Source organism: Stakelama marina (assembly GCF_018122655.1).
Lineage (GTDB): Bacteria > Pseudomonadota > Alphaproteobacteria > Sphingomonadales > Sphingomonadaceae > Sphingomonas > Sphingomonas marina.
Genome location: NZ_JAGRQC010000002.1, coordinates 290582 through 307252 on the forward strand (window position 1 = coordinate 290582; position 16671 = coordinate 307252).

Sequence of the window (16671 nt, forward strand, 5' to 3'; positions counted from 1 at the left end):
TCGACAAGCTCGGCCCGAGCGGTTTGGGCGTGGCATAACGGCGGCGCAGCGCCGCAATCGGAGATGACATGAAGGTCGACGCCTTCGATTTCGAACTCCCGCCAGAGCGTATCGCGCTGCGTCCGGCGAGCCCGCGCGACGCCGCACGCATGCTCGTGGCCGATAGCGACGGGCTGCATGACCGCATCGTGCGCGATCTGCCGAAGATGCTGCGGCCCGGCGACTGCCTGGTGTTCAACGACACACGGGTCATTCCGGCCCAGCTTCAGGGCAAGCGCGGCGACGCCACGATCGGCGCGACGCTTCACAAGCGCGAAGGGCCGCGCACATGGCGCGCCTTCATCCGCAACGCCAAGCGCCTGCGCGACGGCGATGCGATCGATTTCGGCGCGGGCGTTACCGCCACCGCCTCCGACCGGGCCGAGGATGGCAGTTTCGCGCTCGACTTCGCCGGGGACGAGCCGGTCGAACTGCTGCTCGAACGCGCGGGGCAGATGCCGCTGCCCCCCTATATCGCGTCGAAGCGCGCAACCGATGAACGCGACGCCGAGGACTATCAGACGATGTTCGCGCGCGAGGCGGGCGCCGTTGCCGCCCCCACCGCCGCGCTGCACTTCACGCCCGAGCTGATGGCCGCGCTGGACGACGCGGGCATCGCCCACGAAACGCTGACGCTGCATGTCGGCGCGGGCACCTTCCTCCCGGTAAAGGCCGACGACACCGACGACCACCGGATGCACGCCGAATGGGGCCGCATCGACGCCGCGACTGCCGACCGGCTGAACACCGTCCGCGCAAAGGGCGGTCGCGTGATCGCGGTCGGCACGACGAGCCTGCGGCTGATCGAAAGCGCGGCGGGCGACGACAATGTCATCCGCCCGTTCGAAGGCGATACCGCGATCTTCATCACGCCCGGATATCGTTTCAAGGGCATCGACGGGTTGATGACCAATTTCCACCTGCCGAGATCGACGCTGTTCATGCTGGTATCGGCGCTGATGGGGCTGGAGCGGATGCACGAGGTCTATGCTCACGCCATCGCGAACGATTATCGCTTTTACAGCTATGGCGATGCCAGCCTGTTGCTGCCCTGACCCACAACCCTGACTAGAAACCGAGGCCGAGTTGCAGCCCTGCCCCGGTATCGGCAGCGGCCCTGCTGACGCCTTTCGACCCGTACACGCCAAGCCCCAGATGATCGCCGAGCGAGGCGTTGAGACCCAGACGCACCGACTGCCGGTCGCCGAACCCTTCGACCGCGCCGCGCGAATAATCATAGGCTGCGGTCGTGACGAGATGGCGCGAGAGCCGGAAACGCGCGCCCGCAGACGCCGACACGCCGTCCTGCGTGCTGTACGCCTTTGGCTGCCCGATGAAATTATAGGCGACATCGACAAAGGGCGTGACACGCCCGATCGGCTTCGCCAGCCCGCCGCGAATGCTGTAATCGGTCTTGCCGGTGCCAAGCCCCTTTTCGACCGACGCGGTCGGCAGCTTCACCGAGGCGCCGACAACGGCCTGAACCCCGCTGACGGGCAGCGTATAATCGCCGGCGACGACCAGATCGCCCAGCCCTTCGCGGTGCATCCGCGTCGTCTGCGTCTGCGAGCTCGAAAACAGCGGCAGGCCGAACGGCCCGCCCGAATTGACGATAACGTCGCCCGGCGCGTTGGTGACGAGATAGGGCAGCGATGCCGAAAGCCGCAGCCGCCCGCGCTGTGCCGTAACGCTGAACGGCATCGACCAGGTCTCTATCTGCTCGCCGGTGCCGTAATCCCCCGACTGATAAAAGGCGCCGGCATCGAATTCGACATGCGTACTGGTGCCGTTCGCGCTTGCCGGAGCATCGCTCGGCCGGTCGGCCGTCTGCGCCGCCGCCGTGGTCGCCAGACCGGTACCGCACATCATCACCATCACAGCAATCGCGTTACGCATCGAAATGTCTCCCTAACAAAGCCGTTTCGATGCGAACGGATGCCGCGCCGGATTTAATCCGGGCACCGATACGATGCGCTAGTATCACGCGAGGGCGGCGTCCTATGTGATCGGCCATGAGTGCACCCCACGCCCATGGCCATGATCACGGCCACAGCCACGCCCCCGCCGATTTCGGCCGCGCCTTCGCGATCGGAATCCTGCTCAATGTCGCATTCGTCGCGGTCGAAGGCGCCGCCGGTTTCCTGACCGATTCGGTCGCGCTTCTGGCCGATGCCGGGCACAATCTTTCGGATGTGCTGGGGCTGTTGATCGCATGGGGCGGGGCCGAACTGGCCAAGCGACCGCCGTCGAAGCGCTTTACCTATGGCCTGCGCGGTTCCTCGATCCTCGCCGCGCTCGGTAACGCGCTCCTGCTGCTGGTGGCGGTCGGCGCGATCCTGCTCGAGGCGATCCAGCGGCTGGGCGATCCGCCGCCGGTCGCGGGCGGAACGGTGATGATCGTCGCGGCGATCGGCATCGTCATCAACACCGCCACCGCGCTGCTGTTCGTCAGCGGGCGCAAGGGCGACATCAACGTGCGCGGCGCGTTCCTCCACATGGCCGCCGACGCTGCGGTTTCGGCCGGCGTCGTGGTCGCCGGTGGCCTGATCCTGTGGACGGGCGCCGAATGGATCGACCCCGTCGTCAGCCTCGGCATCGTCGCGGTGATCCTGTGGAGCACCTGGGGCCTGCTCAAGGATTCGACGACGATGGCGCTTCAGGCAGTGCCGCCGGGAATCGACCATGACGCCGTGGTCGATGCGCTGGAGGCGCTGCCGGGCGTGACCGAGCTTCACGACCTTCATATCTGGCCGATGTCGACGACCGAGGTCGCGTTGACGGCGCATCTGGTGATGCCCGGCGGCCATCCCGGCGACCAGTTCCTGATCGACCTGCAGCACCGGCTCGACCATGATTACGGCATCCATCACGCAACGGTGCAGATCGAGACGTCCGAGCAGTCCGACTGCCACCTGGAAAGCCCGCGACACGTCTAGCGCGCGGCTTCCCTTGCGCGGGTGAAATCGCTATCGGAGCGGCAATCGCCGGATCGCCGGCTCTCCTCATCACTCGAACAAGGCTTTTTCCATGGGTTTCCGCTGCGGCATCGTCGGCCTTCCGAACGTCGGCAAGTCCACGCTCTTCAACGCGCTCACCGAAACGGCGGCGGCGCAGGCGGCGAACTATCCCTTCTGCACGATCGAGCCCAATGTCGGGCAGGTCGCGGTCCCCGATCCGCGTCTCGACAAGCTGGCGGAGGTCGCCGGTTCGGCGAAAAAGATCGAAACGCAGCTCGCCTTTGTCGACATCGCCGGACTGGTGCGCGGCGCGTCCAAGGGCGAAGGACTGGGCAACCAGTTTCTCGGTAATATTCGCGAGGTCGATGCGATCGTCCATGTTCTGCGCTGCTTCGAGAATGACGATATCCAGCATGTCGACAACCATGTCGATCCGATCGCCGATGCCGAGACGGTCGAGACCGAACTGATGCTGTCCGACCTCGAAAGCCTCGAAAAGCGCGTACCCAATCTTCAGAAAAAGGGTCAGGCTGGCGACAAGGATGCCAAGGCCGCGGCGGCGGTGCTGGGCCGCGCGCTCGACCTGCTGCGCGACGGCAAACCCGCGCGTCTCGCCGAGGCGAACGATCCCGAAGAAGAGCGCATCCTCGAACAGGCGCAACTGCTGACGGCGAAGCCCGTCCTTTATGTCTGCAACGTCAACGAGGACGAAGCCGCAGAGGGCAACGAATATTCGGCAAAGGTTTTCGAAAAGGCGAAGGCCGAAGGCGCCGAGGCCGTCGTCGTTTCCGCCGCGATCGAGGCCGAGATCGCGACGATGCCGCCCGAGGACCGCGGCGAGTTCCTCGCCGAAATGGGACTGACCGAAACCGGCCTCGCCCGCGTGATCCGTGCCGGGTACAAGCTTCTCAACCTCCTCACCTTCTTCACCGCCGGCCCCAAGGAAGCGCGTGCCTGGACGGTCGAAGCGGGGTCGAAGGCACCGCAGGCGGCAGGCGTCATCCACACCGATTTCGAACGCGGCTTCATTCGCGCCGAAACGATCGCGTTCGACGATTATGTTTCGCTCGGCGGTGAAGCAGGCGCGCGCGACGCGGGCAAGCTGCGCCAGGAAGGCAAGGAATATGTCGTCCATGACGGCGACGTGATGCTGTTCCGCTTCAACGTCTGACGCGGGCGCGACGCTTCGGCATCGCGGCAATGCGAGCGCCGATTTGGCCTGCGGCAGCGTGATGCCTAAATGGGGCGCATGGCCGATTGTGGATGCGAACCCCCGCCGCTGGACACCCTTGAACAGCACCGAGCGCTGAAAGTCGCGCTATGGCTCAACGCGGCGATGTTCGTCGTCGAGGTATCGGCCGGGTTGTTCGCGCATTCGACGGGGCTTCTCGCCGACGGGCTCGACATGCTGTCTGATGCATTCGTCTATGCGATCGCGTTGCTGGCGATATCGCGTTCGGCGCGGTTCAAGGCCAATGCCGCGGGCTGGAGCGGTATCATGCTGCTTATTCTGGGTATCGGCCTGCTGATCGAAGTCATCCGCCGCGCCGCGAACGGAACGTCGCCCGAGGCCGGCTGGATGCTCGGCGTTGCGGCCGTGGCGCTCATCGTGAATATCGTCGTACTCAGGCTGCTCTCGCGTCAGCGCGCCAGCGGCGATGAGGTCCATCTGCGCGCGGCGTGGATATTCACGCGGGCGGATGTTGTCGCGAATGCCGCGGTGATAGCATCGGCGCTCGCGATCCTGGCGACCGGCCTGCGCTATTTCGATCTGATCGTCGGCGCCGCGATCGGCGCCTATGTCATCAGGGAAGCGTTCGAGATCATGAAGGACGCGCGCGACGCAAAGGCATCGCTCGCCTGACGATCAGGCGGCCACGACGCCGATGCGCCGCAGCCGCCCCTGTTCGTGATTAGCCTTCCATTTCTTCGAGTTCGCGGCCGCGCGTTTCCTTGATGAAGGCCTTCACCAGGAAGAACGAGATCGCTGCGGAGACGGTGTAGAAGGCATAGGTCGTCGCCAGCCCCAGCCCCGATGCCATGACCGGGAAGGTCTGCACGACGAGATAGTTCGCGAACCACTGCGCAAAGCCGCAAACCGCAAGCGCCGAACCGCGGATCTGGTTGGGGAACATCTCGCCCAGCATGACCCACATCACGGGACCCCAGCTGCCGTTGAAGAAGATGACGTAGAGGTTGGCGGCAACCAGCGCGATCATACCCAGTGACGGGCTGAGCGACAGATTGCCATCGGCGTCGAGCGTACCATTGGCAAAGGCATAGGTCATCGCGACTAGCGTCAGCGCCATGCCCGCCGAACCGATCATCAGCAGCGGCTTGCGGCCGATCTTGTCGACCAGTCCGATGGTGACGAAGCAGGCGGCGATCGAAACCACGCCCGACAGGATGTTGCGCTGAAGCGCCGCCGCCTCGCTGACGCCGGCCAGCTTCCACAACGTTTCGCCATAGTAGAAGATGACGTTGATGCCGACGAGCTGCTGGAACACCGCGAGCAGCAGGCCAGCCCACACGATCGGGCGGACGCCGCCCTTTACCGGGTCCATGATGTCCTTGAGGCTGGGGCGGTGATCGGCCTTGAAGCTCGCCCGGATCTCTTCGATCTTGGCCTTGGCGACCGTCGTTCCGAACAGCCGCGTCAGCACCGACAGGGCATTTTCATGGTCGCCCTTCGACACGAGGTAGCGCGGGCTTTCGGGAATGAAGAACAGCGCGATCAGGAACACTGCCGCCGGCGCCGCCTGCATCAGGAACATCCAGCGCCATGCCGGAATGCCCAACCAGAATTCACTGGTCGAATCGCCTGCTGCCGCTGCGAGGAAATAATTGACCACGAACGCAGCCGTCAGACCGGAAATGATCATGATCTGCTGGACCGTCGTCATCCGCCCGCGAATATTCGCCGGCGCGACTTCGGAAATATAGGCGGGCGACAGCACCGAGGCCGCACCGACCGCCATACCGCCGCCCAGCCGCGCGATCACGAACAGCCACTGGACGTGCGAAAATCCCTGCACCAGCGCACCGACGAAGAACATGAACGCGGCGAGCATCATCACGCTGCGCCGCCCCATCGCATCGGCCAGGCGCCCCGCCAGGAAGGCGCCGATGAAACAGCCGATAAGCAGCGAACCGACGGTGAAGCCCAGTCCGCCCTCGCTGAGATTGAACGCGGACTGCAACCCCGACTGGGTGCCGTTCACCGCTCCGCTGTCATATCCGAACAAAAGTCCGCCGATCGTCGCCACCGCGACGATGGCGCCGATCAGACCCAAATTGCTGCGATCTGCTGCGCCTTGTGCCATGCAACCCTCCCGCTTACGCATTATTGTTAGCGCTAACTAGGACCGCTTGCCGTCCCCGCGCAACATGTTTTCGACGCTATCCGCTTTGACGCGCCATCGCCAACCGATAATCGCGCGTCGGCGCAATGCTATTCCGCGACGCCGAGCTGCCACAGCACGAACGCCATGTCCTCGGCCATTTCGCGAAGCGCCTGCCAGCGACCGGACTTGCCGCCATGCCCCGCGCCCATATTGGTCTTGAGTACGAGAATATTGTCGTCGGTCTTGGTGGCGCGCAGCTTCGCCGCCCATTTGGCCGGCTCCCAATAGGTCACGCGCGGATCGTTCAACCCGCCGGTGATGAACATCGGCGGATAATCCTGCGCCGTCACATTGTCATAGGGGCTGTAGGAACGGATCAGCTCGAACGCCGCCTTGTCCTCGATGGGGTTGCCCCATTCGGGCCATTCGCCCGGGGTCAGCGGCAGCGTTTCGTCGAGCATCGTATTGAGCACATCGACGAAGGGTACATCGGCGACGACCGCACCCCAAAGCTCCGGGTCCGAATTGACGACCGCGCCCATCAGCTCGCCGCCCGCCGATCCGCCGTTGATCGCGATATTGCCCGCCGAGCTGTAGCCGCGCGAGATCAGCCCCTTCGCGACATCGACGAAGTCGTTGAACGTGTTGGTCCGCTTTTCGAGCTTGCCGTCATGATACCAGCCCTGGCCAAGATCGTCGCCGCCGCGGATATGCGCGATGGCGAAGGCCATGCCGCGGTCGAGATAGCTCATCCGCGCGGTCGAGAACCCCGGCGGTATCGCATGGCCATAGGCGCCATAGGCATAGAGGAACAGCTTGCCCGTCCCGTCCATCGGATAGTCTTTCGGATAGACGATCGAGCACGGCACCTCGGTCCCGTCACGCGCGGTTATCATCAGGCGTTCGGTGCGATATTTCGCCGCATCATAGCCGCTCGGGATTTCCTGGACCTTCAGCGTTTCCAGCTCACCGCTCGCGACATGATAGTCATAGACCGTGCCCGGCGTGACCATCGACTGATAGCCGATGCGCAGCGTATCGACGTCATATTCGGCGATGCCGCCCAGGCCGGCGGTATAGCTTTCTTCCGGAAACACGATCCGGACAGGCGCGATTTCGCGCTCGTAACGGTGCCATTCGATCTGATCGAGCCCCTTGTCGCGCCCTTCGACGACGAAGAAGTCCTTAAAGCAGGTGACGCCGGTCATGTAGAATGTTTCGGACGGCGCGATGCGCTCGGTCCACTCGCCGGGATTGTCGATCGGCGCGGTGCAGAGCCGCCACATCGGATCGGTATCGTTGGTGTGGATGAACAGCGTACCGTCATGTTCGTCGACATCATATTCGCGGCCGGTCTTGCGCGCGGCGACGAGAATCGGCTCGGCGGAAGGATCGCTCGCCGGCAGCAGGCGAACCTCGCTCGTCACATGATCGCCGGTCGATATGACGAGCCACTCGCGCGACTGCGTCTCGCCGACATCGACGCGAAAACCGTCATCGTCTTCGTGATACAGCTCGACATCGTCGGCCGGGTCGTCGCCCAGCTTGTGCCAATGCGCATTATCGGTGCGCCAATGTTCGTTGGCGAGGCAGTAGAGGAAGCCCTTCGAGTCGCTCGTCCAGACGAGGTCCGAAAGCGTTCCCGGAATCACGTCATCCAGCATCTCGCCGGTTTCGAGATTCTTGACGCGCGCCTCGAACCGTTCGGAACCGTCGACATCAACGGCATAGGCCATCAGCTTGCCATCGGGGCTGACCGACATGGTGCCGAGGCGGAAATATTCATGTGGTTCGGCGAGCGCGGGTTCGTCGAGGATCAGTTGCGCCTCGCCGCCGTCGACCGGCTTGCGCCACCATTTGCGATATTCGCCGCCGGTTTCGAACGCGGTCCAGTAGAGCCAGTCGCCATCCTTTTGCGGGACGGTGGCGTCATCTTCCTTGATCCGCCCGCGCATCTCCTTGAACAGCGTATCGACCAGAGCGCGGTGCGGCGCCATCACGCCTTCGAAATAGGCGTTCTCCGCCTCCAGATAGCCGAGGATTTCCTTGTTGGTGACCTCTGGATAGCCGGGATCGCGCAACCAGGCATAGGGGTCGTCGATGCGCACCCCGTAGCGTTCATAGCTATGGGCGTGGACGGGGGCGACGGGGGGCTTGGGATCGGTCATGGCCGTCCCCTAGCGCCTTCCGGGTGGCGGCGTCGAGACGGCTCGCGATACTTGGACGGAACAGCGTTCAACCGCGCAGGGGGATCGTTCGCTTCACATGACGCCCTTTGGCGCGTTCTTCATATTGCTCGGCAAGTTCCGAATGACGAACCGCCGCCGCGGTATCATCCGCCGCATCTGCACGCCGGCGTTCCTCCACCGCACGTTTCAGAAAATATTCGGCATCGATCTGATCGGGCATACTGACTTGAACTCCAGTCCGCCCCGCCCCGAAGCGCGCGTTAGCGTACCAGCGTGACAACTTCATTAAACTCAATTAATTCAACGATTTTCTGGTGTTTCCGTTCCTTAAATGCTTGCCCGATAGGAAAATGGGCGCCGCAGCGTTGGCCGCTGCGGCGCCCATGATGGTTTCGGCTGGCGTCCTCAGGCGAGGTCGAACCGGTCGGCGTTCATGACCTTGGTCCAGGCCGCCACGAAATCGTCGACGAACTTCTGCTTCGCATCGTCGGTGGCATAGACTTCCGAAATGGCGCGAAGCTGCGAGTTGGAGCCGAACACGAGGTCGGTCCGCGTTGCGCGCCATTTTTCCGTGTCGGTCGCGCGGTCGGTGCCGACGAACTCCTCGTCGCCGGCCTCATCCACTTCCTTCCACGCCGTGCCCATGTCGAGCAGGTTGACGAAGAAGTCGTTGGTCAGCTGCCCCGGACGGTCGGTAAAGACGCCGTGCTTCGACCCGCCGTGATTGGCGCCAAGCACGCGCAGCCCGCCGACAAGCACCGTCATTTCCGGCGCGGAGAGGCCCAGCAGTTGCGAGCGATCGACCAGCAGCTCCTCGGTCGGCACGCTGAAGCGGACCTGAAGGTAGTTGCGGAAGCCGTCGACCTTGGGCTCGAGCGGTTCGAAGCTGTCGGCGTCGGTCAGTTCGTCGGTCGTGTCGACGCGGCCGGGGGCGAACGGCACCGTCACGTCATGGCCGGCATCCTTCGCCGCCTTCTCGATCCCGACCGAACCGCCGAGCACGATCAGATCGGCGATCGACACCTTCTTGCCGCCCGATGCGGCACCGTCGAAGTCCGACTTGATGCCTTCATAGACCTTGAGCACCTTGGCGAGCTCTTCGGGTTCGTTGACGTCCCAGTTCTTCTGCGGCTCGAGCCGGATACGCGCACCGTTGGCACCGCCGCGCTTGTCCGATCCGCGGAAGGTGGAGGCCGATGCCCAGGCGGTCTTGACCATCTGCGACACGGACAGACCCGAATCGGCGATCTCCTGTTTGAGGTCGGCAACGTCGCCGTCGCCGATCTGCGCATAATCCGCCTTGGGAAGCGGGTCCTGCCAGATCAGGTCCTCGTCCGGAACGTCGGGGCCGAGATAGCGGACCTTCGGCCCCATATCGCGGTGCGTCAGCTTGAACCAGGCGCGCGCGAAGGCATCCGCGAACTCCTCAGGGTTATCGCGGAAATGCTCCGATATCTTGCGATATTCGGGATCGACCTTCATCGCCATGTCGGCAGTCGTCATCATCGTCGGCACATGCTTGGACGGATTGTGCGCGGCCGGCGCCATGTCTTCCGGCTTCTGGTTGACCGGCTGCCACTGTTTCGCGCCGGCCGGGCTTTCCACCAGCTCGTATTCGTAATCGAGCAGCATGTGGAAATAGTTCATCGTCCACTCGATCGGCGTCGGCGTCCACGACCCTTCCAGGCCGCTCGTTATCGTATCGTCGCCCATGCCGCTTTCATGGCCGCTCATCCAGCCGAGGCCCTGCATCGCGATGTCGGCGCCCTCGGGCTCGGCACCGATCTTCGACGCGTCTCCGGCACCGTGGCATTTGCCGAAGGTATGGCCGCCCGCGGTCAGCGCGACGGTTTCATAATCGTTCATCGCCATCCGTGCGAAGGTTTCGCGGATATCGCGGCCCGACTGCGCCGGATCGGGATTGCCGCCCGGCCCTTCGGGATTGACGTAGATGAGGCCCATCTGGATTGCAGCGAGCGGATTTTCGAGGACCTTTTCCTCCTCGGGGATGATGCGCGTTTCGGCGCCCTGGCCGACCCACTCCTCCTCGGTACCCCAGTACACATCCTTTTCGGGTTCGAAGATGTCTTCGCGGCCGCCGCCGAAACCGAAGATCGGACCGCCCATCGATTCGATCGCGACATTGCCGGCGAGGATCATCAGGTCGGCCCAGCTCAAATTGCGGCCATATTTCTTCTTGATCGGCCAGAGCAGGCGCCGCGCCTTGTCGAGATTGGCGTTGTCCGGCCATGAATTGAGCGGAGCGAAACGCTGGTTGCCCGACGATGCGCCACCGCGCCCGTCGCCGGTGCGATAGGTACCCGCGCTATGCCAGGCCATGCGGATGAAGAACGGGCCGTAATGCCCGTAATCGGCCGGCCACCAAGGCTGGCTGTCGGTCATCAGCGCGTGAAGGTCCTTCTTCACCGCGCCGAGATCGAGCTTCTTGAACGCCTGCTGATAGTTGAAATCGTCGCCCATCGGATCGCCCGAAAGGCCATGCTGGTGGAGGATGTCGATCGACAGCTGGTTGGGCCACCAGTCGCGGTTGGTGCGGCCCAGAAGCGACCGGGTCGCTTCGCGGTTCATCGGGCATCCGCCGCCCAGCGGGTCACTCGTCTTGGCGTCCATTTTCGCGTCCCCTATCCTCTCCATGGCCATGCGGCCGTTCGACGGAATCAAAACCTACGCCTCGCCGGCAATCGAATGAAACGATTATGATCGGTCAGTAACAGTCAGAGAATCGATTGAACGATCCTGTTCCGGCGCTGTCCGCAGACGCTAACGCCGCGGTGTGACCGCCGCATGTCGGCGGCAATGCAGTAGTGGCGGCGGCGGTCGCGCTGTCCTACATGGATCGCATCTGCCATGTCCGGCGGCGATCGCCGGAGCGACCGGCGGTTTGCGCAACTTTCTGTCGCAAACGCCGCGAAGATTGTGAACTTAACGAACCGAGAGTGAAGCGATGTCCACCCATTCCGACCGACTCAAGGCGCTGCGCCAGCAGCTCAAGACCGACCGGCTCGACGGCTTCGTCGTTCCGCTGACCGACGAGCATATGAGCGAATATGTCGGCGCCTATGCGCAGCGTCTCGCCTGGCTGACCGGGTTCGAGGGTTCGGCCGGAAACGCCGTCGTCCTGCCCGAGGAAGCGGCGATCTTCACCGATGGCCGCTACACGCTCCAGGTGCGCGAACAGGTATCGGGCGACGATTACGAATATGTCTCTGTCCCCGCGACGAGCATGTCGGACTGGCTGCGCGGCCATGCGCCCGAGGGTGGGCGGATCGGCTATGACCCGTGGCTGCATACGCAAAGCTGGGTCAAGGAGGCGACGAAGGCGCTGGCCGAGCGCGGCGCCGAACTGGTGCCGGTCACCACCAATCCGATCGACGCGATATGGAGCGACCGCCCCGCCCCCTCGCCTGCAAAGATGCAGGTCTATCCCGAAAAGGCGGCGGGCCGGTCCTCCGCCGACAAGCGCGCGGGGATCGCCGACTGGCTTGCCGAGCGCAAGGCCGATGCGGTCGTGCTGTCGGCACTCGATTCGATCGCCTGGGTCTTCAACGTGCGCGGTGCGGATGTCGAGCATATGCCGGTCACGCTCAGCTATTCGATCATCCATGCCGACGGGACCGCCGACCTGTATGTCGATTCCGACAAGATGACCGATGAAGTGCGCCAGCATCTCGGCAACGCCGTGCGCGTCCACGACCGGCTGGGCTTCGGCGAAGCGCTCAAGGATTTTTCGGGCAAGCGCGTCGCGGTCGATCCGGGCTTCGGCGTCTCGGCGATCTTCGCCGCGCTCGAGGAAGGTGGCGCGACCGTGCTGTCGGTGCGCGACCCCGCCATCCTCGCCAAGGCGATCAAGAACGACGCCGAAGTGGCTGGCCACCGCGAAGCACAGTTGCGCGACGGCGCGGCGATCGCCCGCTTCCTGCGCTGGATCGAGGTCGAGGCGCCGAAGGGAGAGGTCGACGAACTGACCGCGGCGGCCAAGCTGCTCGAATTCCGCGAGGCGACAGGGCTGCTCAAGGACACCTCGTTCGACACCATCTCGGCGACCGGTGGCCATGCCGCCAGCCCGCACTACCGAGTCGACGGAAAATCGAACGCCAGGCTCGAAAAGGGACAGCTCTTCCTGATCGATTCGGGCGGTCAGTATGAAGACGGCACCACCGACATCACGCGCACCGTTCCGGTCGGCGAACCCTCGGCGGAGATGCGCGACCGCTTCACCCGCGTACTGAAGGGGCATATCGCCATCGACCGCGCCGTCTGGCCCGAAGGTACGACCGGCGGCCAGCTCGACAGCTTCGCGCGCCAGCCGCTATGGGAAGCGGGGCTCGACTTCGCGCACGGCACCGGCCACGGCGTCGGCGCGTATCTGGGCGTGCATGAAGGGCCGCAGCGGATCGCCAAGCCCAACTATCCGGGCAGCGGCGCGACCGAACCGCTGGTCGCGGGCATGATCTGCTCGAACGAGCCCGGCTATTACAAGGCGGGCGAATATGGCATTCGCATCGAAAATCTCGTCCTCGTCGTTCCGCGCGAAGTTTCGGGGGCCGAAGCACCCGTTTTCGGCTTCGAAACGCTGACCTTCGCACCGATCGAGCGCAAGCTGATCGAACCGAAGCTGCTGACCGAGAGCGAGACGCGGTGGCTCGACGCCTATCACGCGCAGGTGCTCGCGAAGATCGGCCCGCTCCTCGACGGCGAGGACAAGGCGTGGCTCGAAAAGAAATGCGCGCCGATCGGCTGAGCGGCGTCAGTCCTTGTCGCGCGGTTCTTCCGGCGAAGGCGCAGCGCCCGGCTCCTGTCCGCGCGACTGCGCCTTGCGCCGCCTGAGGTTGGCGCGCAACGCCTGCGCCAATCGCTGCTTCTTTTCGTCGTCCTGGCTCATATCGGCGGAATAGTCGGCTGGCTGTGGGTTGACAATCGGCGGCGCACCTGCACATAGGCCCGCTCCGCCAGCGGACGCTGTGCGAGTGCTGCCGTAGCTCAGTGGTAGAGCGCATCCTTGGTAAGGCTGAGGTCGTGAGTTCAATCCTCACCGGCAGCACCATTTTTCCCACCCGCCTCGCCATCGCGGCGCGAAGCCGTTACCCAGCGCGCAATGGCGATTCTCCAGTCACTTTCCGACCATCTCCGCGATCTGGAGGCGGCGCATCGCCGCCGCTCGCTGCAACCGCGCGCCGGGCATGATTTCGCCTCGAACGACTATCTCGGCCTGCGCCAGTCGGACCGGTTGAAGGCGGCAGTCCACGCCGCACTCGACCGCGGCGTCGCGATCGGATCGGGCGGTTCGCGGCTGCTGCGCGGCAACGACCCCGAACATGAAGCGCTGGAAGCCGAAGCGGCCGCGTTTTTCGGGGCGGAGGCGGCGCTCTTCTTCGCCACCGGCTATGCCGCCAATGCCGCGGTTCTCGCCACGCTGCCGCAACGCGACGACCTGATCGTCCATGATTCGCTGATCCATGCGAGCGCGCATGACGGCATCCGCCTTGCCCGGTGCCCGGCAGTCGCAGCCGGACATGGCGACGCGCAGCGAATCGAAGACGCGATCTGCGCGTATCGCGACAGTGGTGGCAACGGCACGCCATGGATAGCGGTGGAAAGCCTCTACAGCATGGACGGCGACCGTGCGCCGCTCGTCGAACTCGCCGATATCGCCAGCCGTCACGAAGCGATGCTGCTGATCGACGAGGCGCATGCGACCGGGGTGTTCGGCCGCGATGGTCGCGGGCTCGCCGCGGAGCTGGAAGGGCGCGACAATGTCGTCACGCTGCATACATGCGGCAAGGCGTTCGGCTGCGAAGGCGCGCTGGTGTGCGCACCGCGCGTCGCAATCGACTTTCTGGTCAACCGCGCGCGGCCCTTCATCTTCTCGACCGCGCCCTCTCCACTGATGGCCACCGCGGTACGCGAGGCGCTGCGCATCGTCGCCGACGAACCCGAACGGCGAGCGACCTTGATGGCGCTTACCGAACATGCCGAAACGCGGCTGGCGCAGCACGGCATCACGACGACCGGTTCGCAGATCCTGCCGCTGATACTGGGCGATGAACCACGAACGATGGCGGTCGCGAAAGCGCTTCAGGCGCAAGGCTTCGACATTCGCGGCATCCGCCCGCCGACCGTACCGGCGGGCACCTCTCGCTTGCGGCTGTCGATAACGACCAATATCTCGCGCGGCACGATCGACACGCTCGACGCGGCGCTGGCAGAGGCACTGAAATGAACCGCACCATCATCATCACCGGCACCGATACAGAGATCGGCAAGACCGTCTTTTCGGCTGCGCTGACCGGAGCACTCGACGGCTGTTACTGGAAGCCGGTGCAGGCCGGGCTCGACGACGGCAGCGACCGCGAACGCGTCGCGCGGCTGGCGGGCGTCGGCGAAGAGCGGTTGCTGCCCGAGGCATATCGGCTCACCACGCCCTGCTCGCCGCATCAGGCCGCCGATATCGACGGCGTGACGATCGAGGCCGAACGCCTGACGATCCCCGAATGCGACCGGCCGTTGGTCGTCGAGGGTGCCGGCGGCGCACTGGTGCCGCTGACGCGGTCGCTGACCTATGCCGACATGTTCGCGCGCTGGAAGGCGCCGGCCGTGATCGTCGCACGCACCGCGCTCGGCACGATCAACCATTCGCTGCTGACGGTCGAAGCGCTGCGCTCGCGCGGCGTCCCGCTGCTCGGAATCGCATTTGTCGGCGACTCCAATGAGGAAACCGAGAGCGTGATCGCGGAGATCGGCAACGTCCGCCGCCTCGGCCGCCTGCCCCGCCTCCGCTCGCTGACGCCCGAAACGCTGCGCGCGGCGTTCACCGACCATTTCAATCTCGGGGATTTCCGATGACGTCGCCGGTCTGGCACCCCTTCACCCAGCATGGTCTCGAACAGCCGATCCCGCTCGTCCGCTCGGCGGAGGGCGCGGTGCTCCATACCGAGGACGGCAGGCGCATCGTCGATGCGATCTCGTCCTGGTGGGTGACGACGCACGGGCACTGCCATCCGCGGATCATGGCGGCGATCGCCGAGCAGACAAAGGCGCTCGACCAGATCATCTTTGCCGGCTGGACGCACGAACCCGCCGAGACGCTGGCGCGCGATCTGTTGGCGATGATGCCCGCGCCGCTTTCGCACGTCTTCTACTCGGACAGCGGATCGACCAGTGTCGAGGTCGCGCTGAAGATGGCGCTCGGGTACTGGCGCAACATCGGCAAGCCGCGGCACCGCATCGTCGTCCTCGAACACAGCTATCACGGCGACACCATAGGCGGCATGTCGGTCGGCGAGCGCGGTGTGTTCAACCAGGCCTATGCCCCGCTGCTGTTCGATGTCGAGACGCTGCCCTTCCCACGTGCTGGCGCGGAGCAGGCGACGCTCGACCGGCTTGAGGCGCTGTGCCGCGACGACAACAAACCCGCCGCGCTGATCGTCGAGCCGCTGCTGCTCGGCGCGGGCGGGATGCTGATCTATTCGCCCGAAACGCTGGCCGCGATGCGCGAGATCTGCGCGCGGCATGACGTACTGTTCATCGCCGACGAGGTGATGACGGGCTGGGGCCGCACTGGAACGCTGCTGGCGTGCGAGCAGGCTGGCGTGGTGCCCGACATCGTCTGCCTGTCGAAGGGGCTGACCGGCGGGGCGGTCCCGCTCGCGGTGACGATGGCGACACCGGCGATCTTCGAGGCGCACCGGTCGCGGGACCGCGCCGACATGTTCTTTCATTCGTCGAGCTACACCGCCAACCCGATCGCCTGCGCCGCGGCCAACGCCAATCTCGCCATCTGGCGCGAAGAGCCTGTGCTCGACGGCATCGCCGATCTCGGGCGGCGGCAGTCGGCGCAGCTCGAGCGCCTGCGCGATCACCCGAAGGTCAGCAATGCGCGGCAGATCGGCACGGTGACGGCGATGGAGCTGGGCGATCCGAACGGCGCCTATATGTCGGACCTCGGGCCGCGTCTGCTCGAATTCTTCCTGTCGCGCGACCTGCTGCTGCGACCGCTCGGCAACACGGTCTACGTCATGCCGCCCTATTGCATCGCCGACGACGATCTCGACCGCATTTACGGCGCGATCGGGGAGGCGCTGGAGACGATCGTGGCCTAGAAGGCCCGAGCGTCCGAAGGAG

General features: G+C 64.8%; 14 protein-coding genes and 1 tRNA gene. 9 read left to right on the forward strand and 6 right to left on the reverse strand.

What is annotated here, in order from left to right; all coding sequences use genetic code 11:
- Nucleotides 1-68 precede the first annotated feature (68 nt).
- Nucleotides 69-1094: a tRNA preQ1(34) S-adenosylmethionine ribosyltransferase-isomerase QueA gene (gene queA / locus J7S20_RS07910; protein WP_284053699.1), complete on the forward strand. Its 1026-nt coding sequence runs from the start codon at nt 69-71 to the stop codon at nt 1092-1094.
- Between the two features lie 13 nt (nt 1095-1107).
- On the opposite strand, the gene J7S20_RS07915 is transcribed toward queA, so the two are convergent.
- Nucleotides 1108-1935: a hypothetical protein gene (locus J7S20_RS07915; RefSeq protein ID WP_284053700.1), complete on the reverse strand. Its 828-nt coding sequence runs from the start codon at nt 1933-1935 to the stop codon at nt 1108-1110.
- 116 nt (nt 1936-2051) lie between these two features.
- Between J7S20_RS07915 and J7S20_RS07920 the strand changes: the two genes are divergently transcribed.
- The 3 genes from J7S20_RS07920 (at nt 2052) to J7S20_RS07930 (ending at nt 4860) form a co-directional block, all read left to right on the forward strand.
- Nucleotides 2052-2975: a cation diffusion facilitator family transporter gene (locus J7S20_RS07920; RefSeq protein ID WP_284053701.1), complete on the forward strand. Its 924-nt coding sequence runs from the start codon at nt 2052-2054 to the stop codon at nt 2973-2975.
- 91 nt (nt 2976-3066) lie between these two features.
- A complete protein-coding gene (ychF, locus tag J7S20_RS07925) occupies nt 3067-4167 on the forward strand; it encodes a redox-regulated ATPase YchF (protein ID WP_284053702.1) in 1101 nt (366 codons plus the stop codon).
- Nucleotides 4168-4245: 78 nt separating this feature from the next.
- Complete coding sequence (locus J7S20_RS07930) at nt 4246-4860, forward strand: cation diffusion facilitator family transporter (protein WP_284053703.1); 615 nt, start codon at nt 4246-4248, stop codon at nt 4858-4860.
- Nucleotides 4861-4909: 49 nt separating this feature from the next.
- On the opposite strand, the gene J7S20_RS07935 is transcribed toward J7S20_RS07930, so the two are convergent.
- From J7S20_RS07935 to katG, 4 genes are all read right to left on the reverse strand, one after another.
- Nucleotides 4910-6319 carry a sugar porter family MFS transporter gene (locus J7S20_RS07935; RefSeq protein ID WP_284053704.1) on the reverse strand — a complete coding sequence of 470 codons (1410 nt, stop codon included), beginning with the start codon at nt 6317-6319 and terminating at the stop codon, nt 4910-4912.
- 128 nt (nt 6320-6447) lie between these two features.
- Nucleotides 6448-8508, reverse strand: coding sequence for a S9 family peptidase (locus tag J7S20_RS07940; protein ID WP_284053705.1), 2061 nt, complete (start codon nt 8506-8508; stop codon nt 6448-6450).
- Between the two features lie 67 nt (nt 8509-8575).
- Nucleotides 8576-8749, reverse strand: coding sequence for a hypothetical protein (locus J7S20_RS07945; RefSeq protein ID WP_284053706.1), 174 nt, complete (start codon nt 8747-8749; stop codon nt 8576-8578).
- A 185-nt stretch (nt 8750-8934) separates the two neighbouring features.
- Nucleotides 8935-11160, reverse strand: a complete 2226-nt coding sequence (gene katG / locus J7S20_RS07950) for a catalase/peroxidase HPI (RefSeq protein ID WP_284053707.1) — start codon at nt 11158-11160, stop codon at nt 8935-8937.
- 334 nt (nt 11161-11494) lie between these two features.
- On the opposite strand from katG, the gene J7S20_RS07955 reads away from it, so the two are divergent.
- Nucleotides 11495-13291 (forward strand): aminopeptidase P family protein, encoded by a 1797-nt coding sequence (locus tag J7S20_RS07955; protein WP_284053708.1) that lies wholly within the window; start codon nt 11495-11497, stop codon nt 13289-13291.
- Nucleotides 13292-13297: 6 nt separating this feature from the next.
- Here the strand turns inward: J7S20_RS07955 and J7S20_RS07960 are convergent, their stop codons facing one another.
- Nucleotides 13298-13432 (reverse strand): hypothetical protein, encoded by a 135-nt coding sequence (locus tag J7S20_RS07960; protein ID WP_284053709.1) that lies wholly within the window; start codon nt 13430-13432, stop codon nt 13298-13300.
- A gap of 87 nt (nt 13433-13519) precedes the next feature.
- On the opposite strand from J7S20_RS07960, the gene J7S20_RS07965 reads away from it, so the two are divergent.
- The 4 genes from J7S20_RS07965 (at nt 13520) to J7S20_RS07980 (ending at nt 16649) form a co-directional block, all read left to right on the forward strand.
- Nucleotides 13520-13594, forward strand: a tRNA-Thr gene (locus tag J7S20_RS07965).
- A gap of 51 nt (nt 13595-13645) precedes the next feature.
- Nucleotides 13646-14770 carry an 8-amino-7-oxononanoate synthase gene (locus J7S20_RS07970; RefSeq protein ID WP_284053710.1) on the forward strand — a complete coding sequence of 375 codons (1125 nt, stop codon included), beginning with the start codon at nt 13646-13648 and terminating at the stop codon, nt 14768-14770.
- The gene (gene bioD, locus J7S20_RS07975; protein WP_284053711.1) at nt 14767-15393 is read left to right on the forward strand and encodes a dethiobiotin synthase; all 627 of its coding nucleotides are present in this window, start codon (nt 14767-14769) and stop codon (nt 15391-15393) included. The genes J7S20_RS07970 and bioD overlap by 4 nt, the downstream gene beginning before the upstream one ends.
- Nucleotides 15390-16649, forward strand: coding sequence for an adenosylmethionine--8-amino-7-oxononanoate transaminase (locus tag J7S20_RS07980; protein WP_284053712.1), 1260 nt, complete (start codon nt 15390-15392; stop codon nt 16647-16649). The genes bioD and J7S20_RS07980 overlap by 4 nt, the downstream gene beginning before the upstream one ends.
- Nucleotides 16650-16671: the final 22 nt, after the last annotated feature.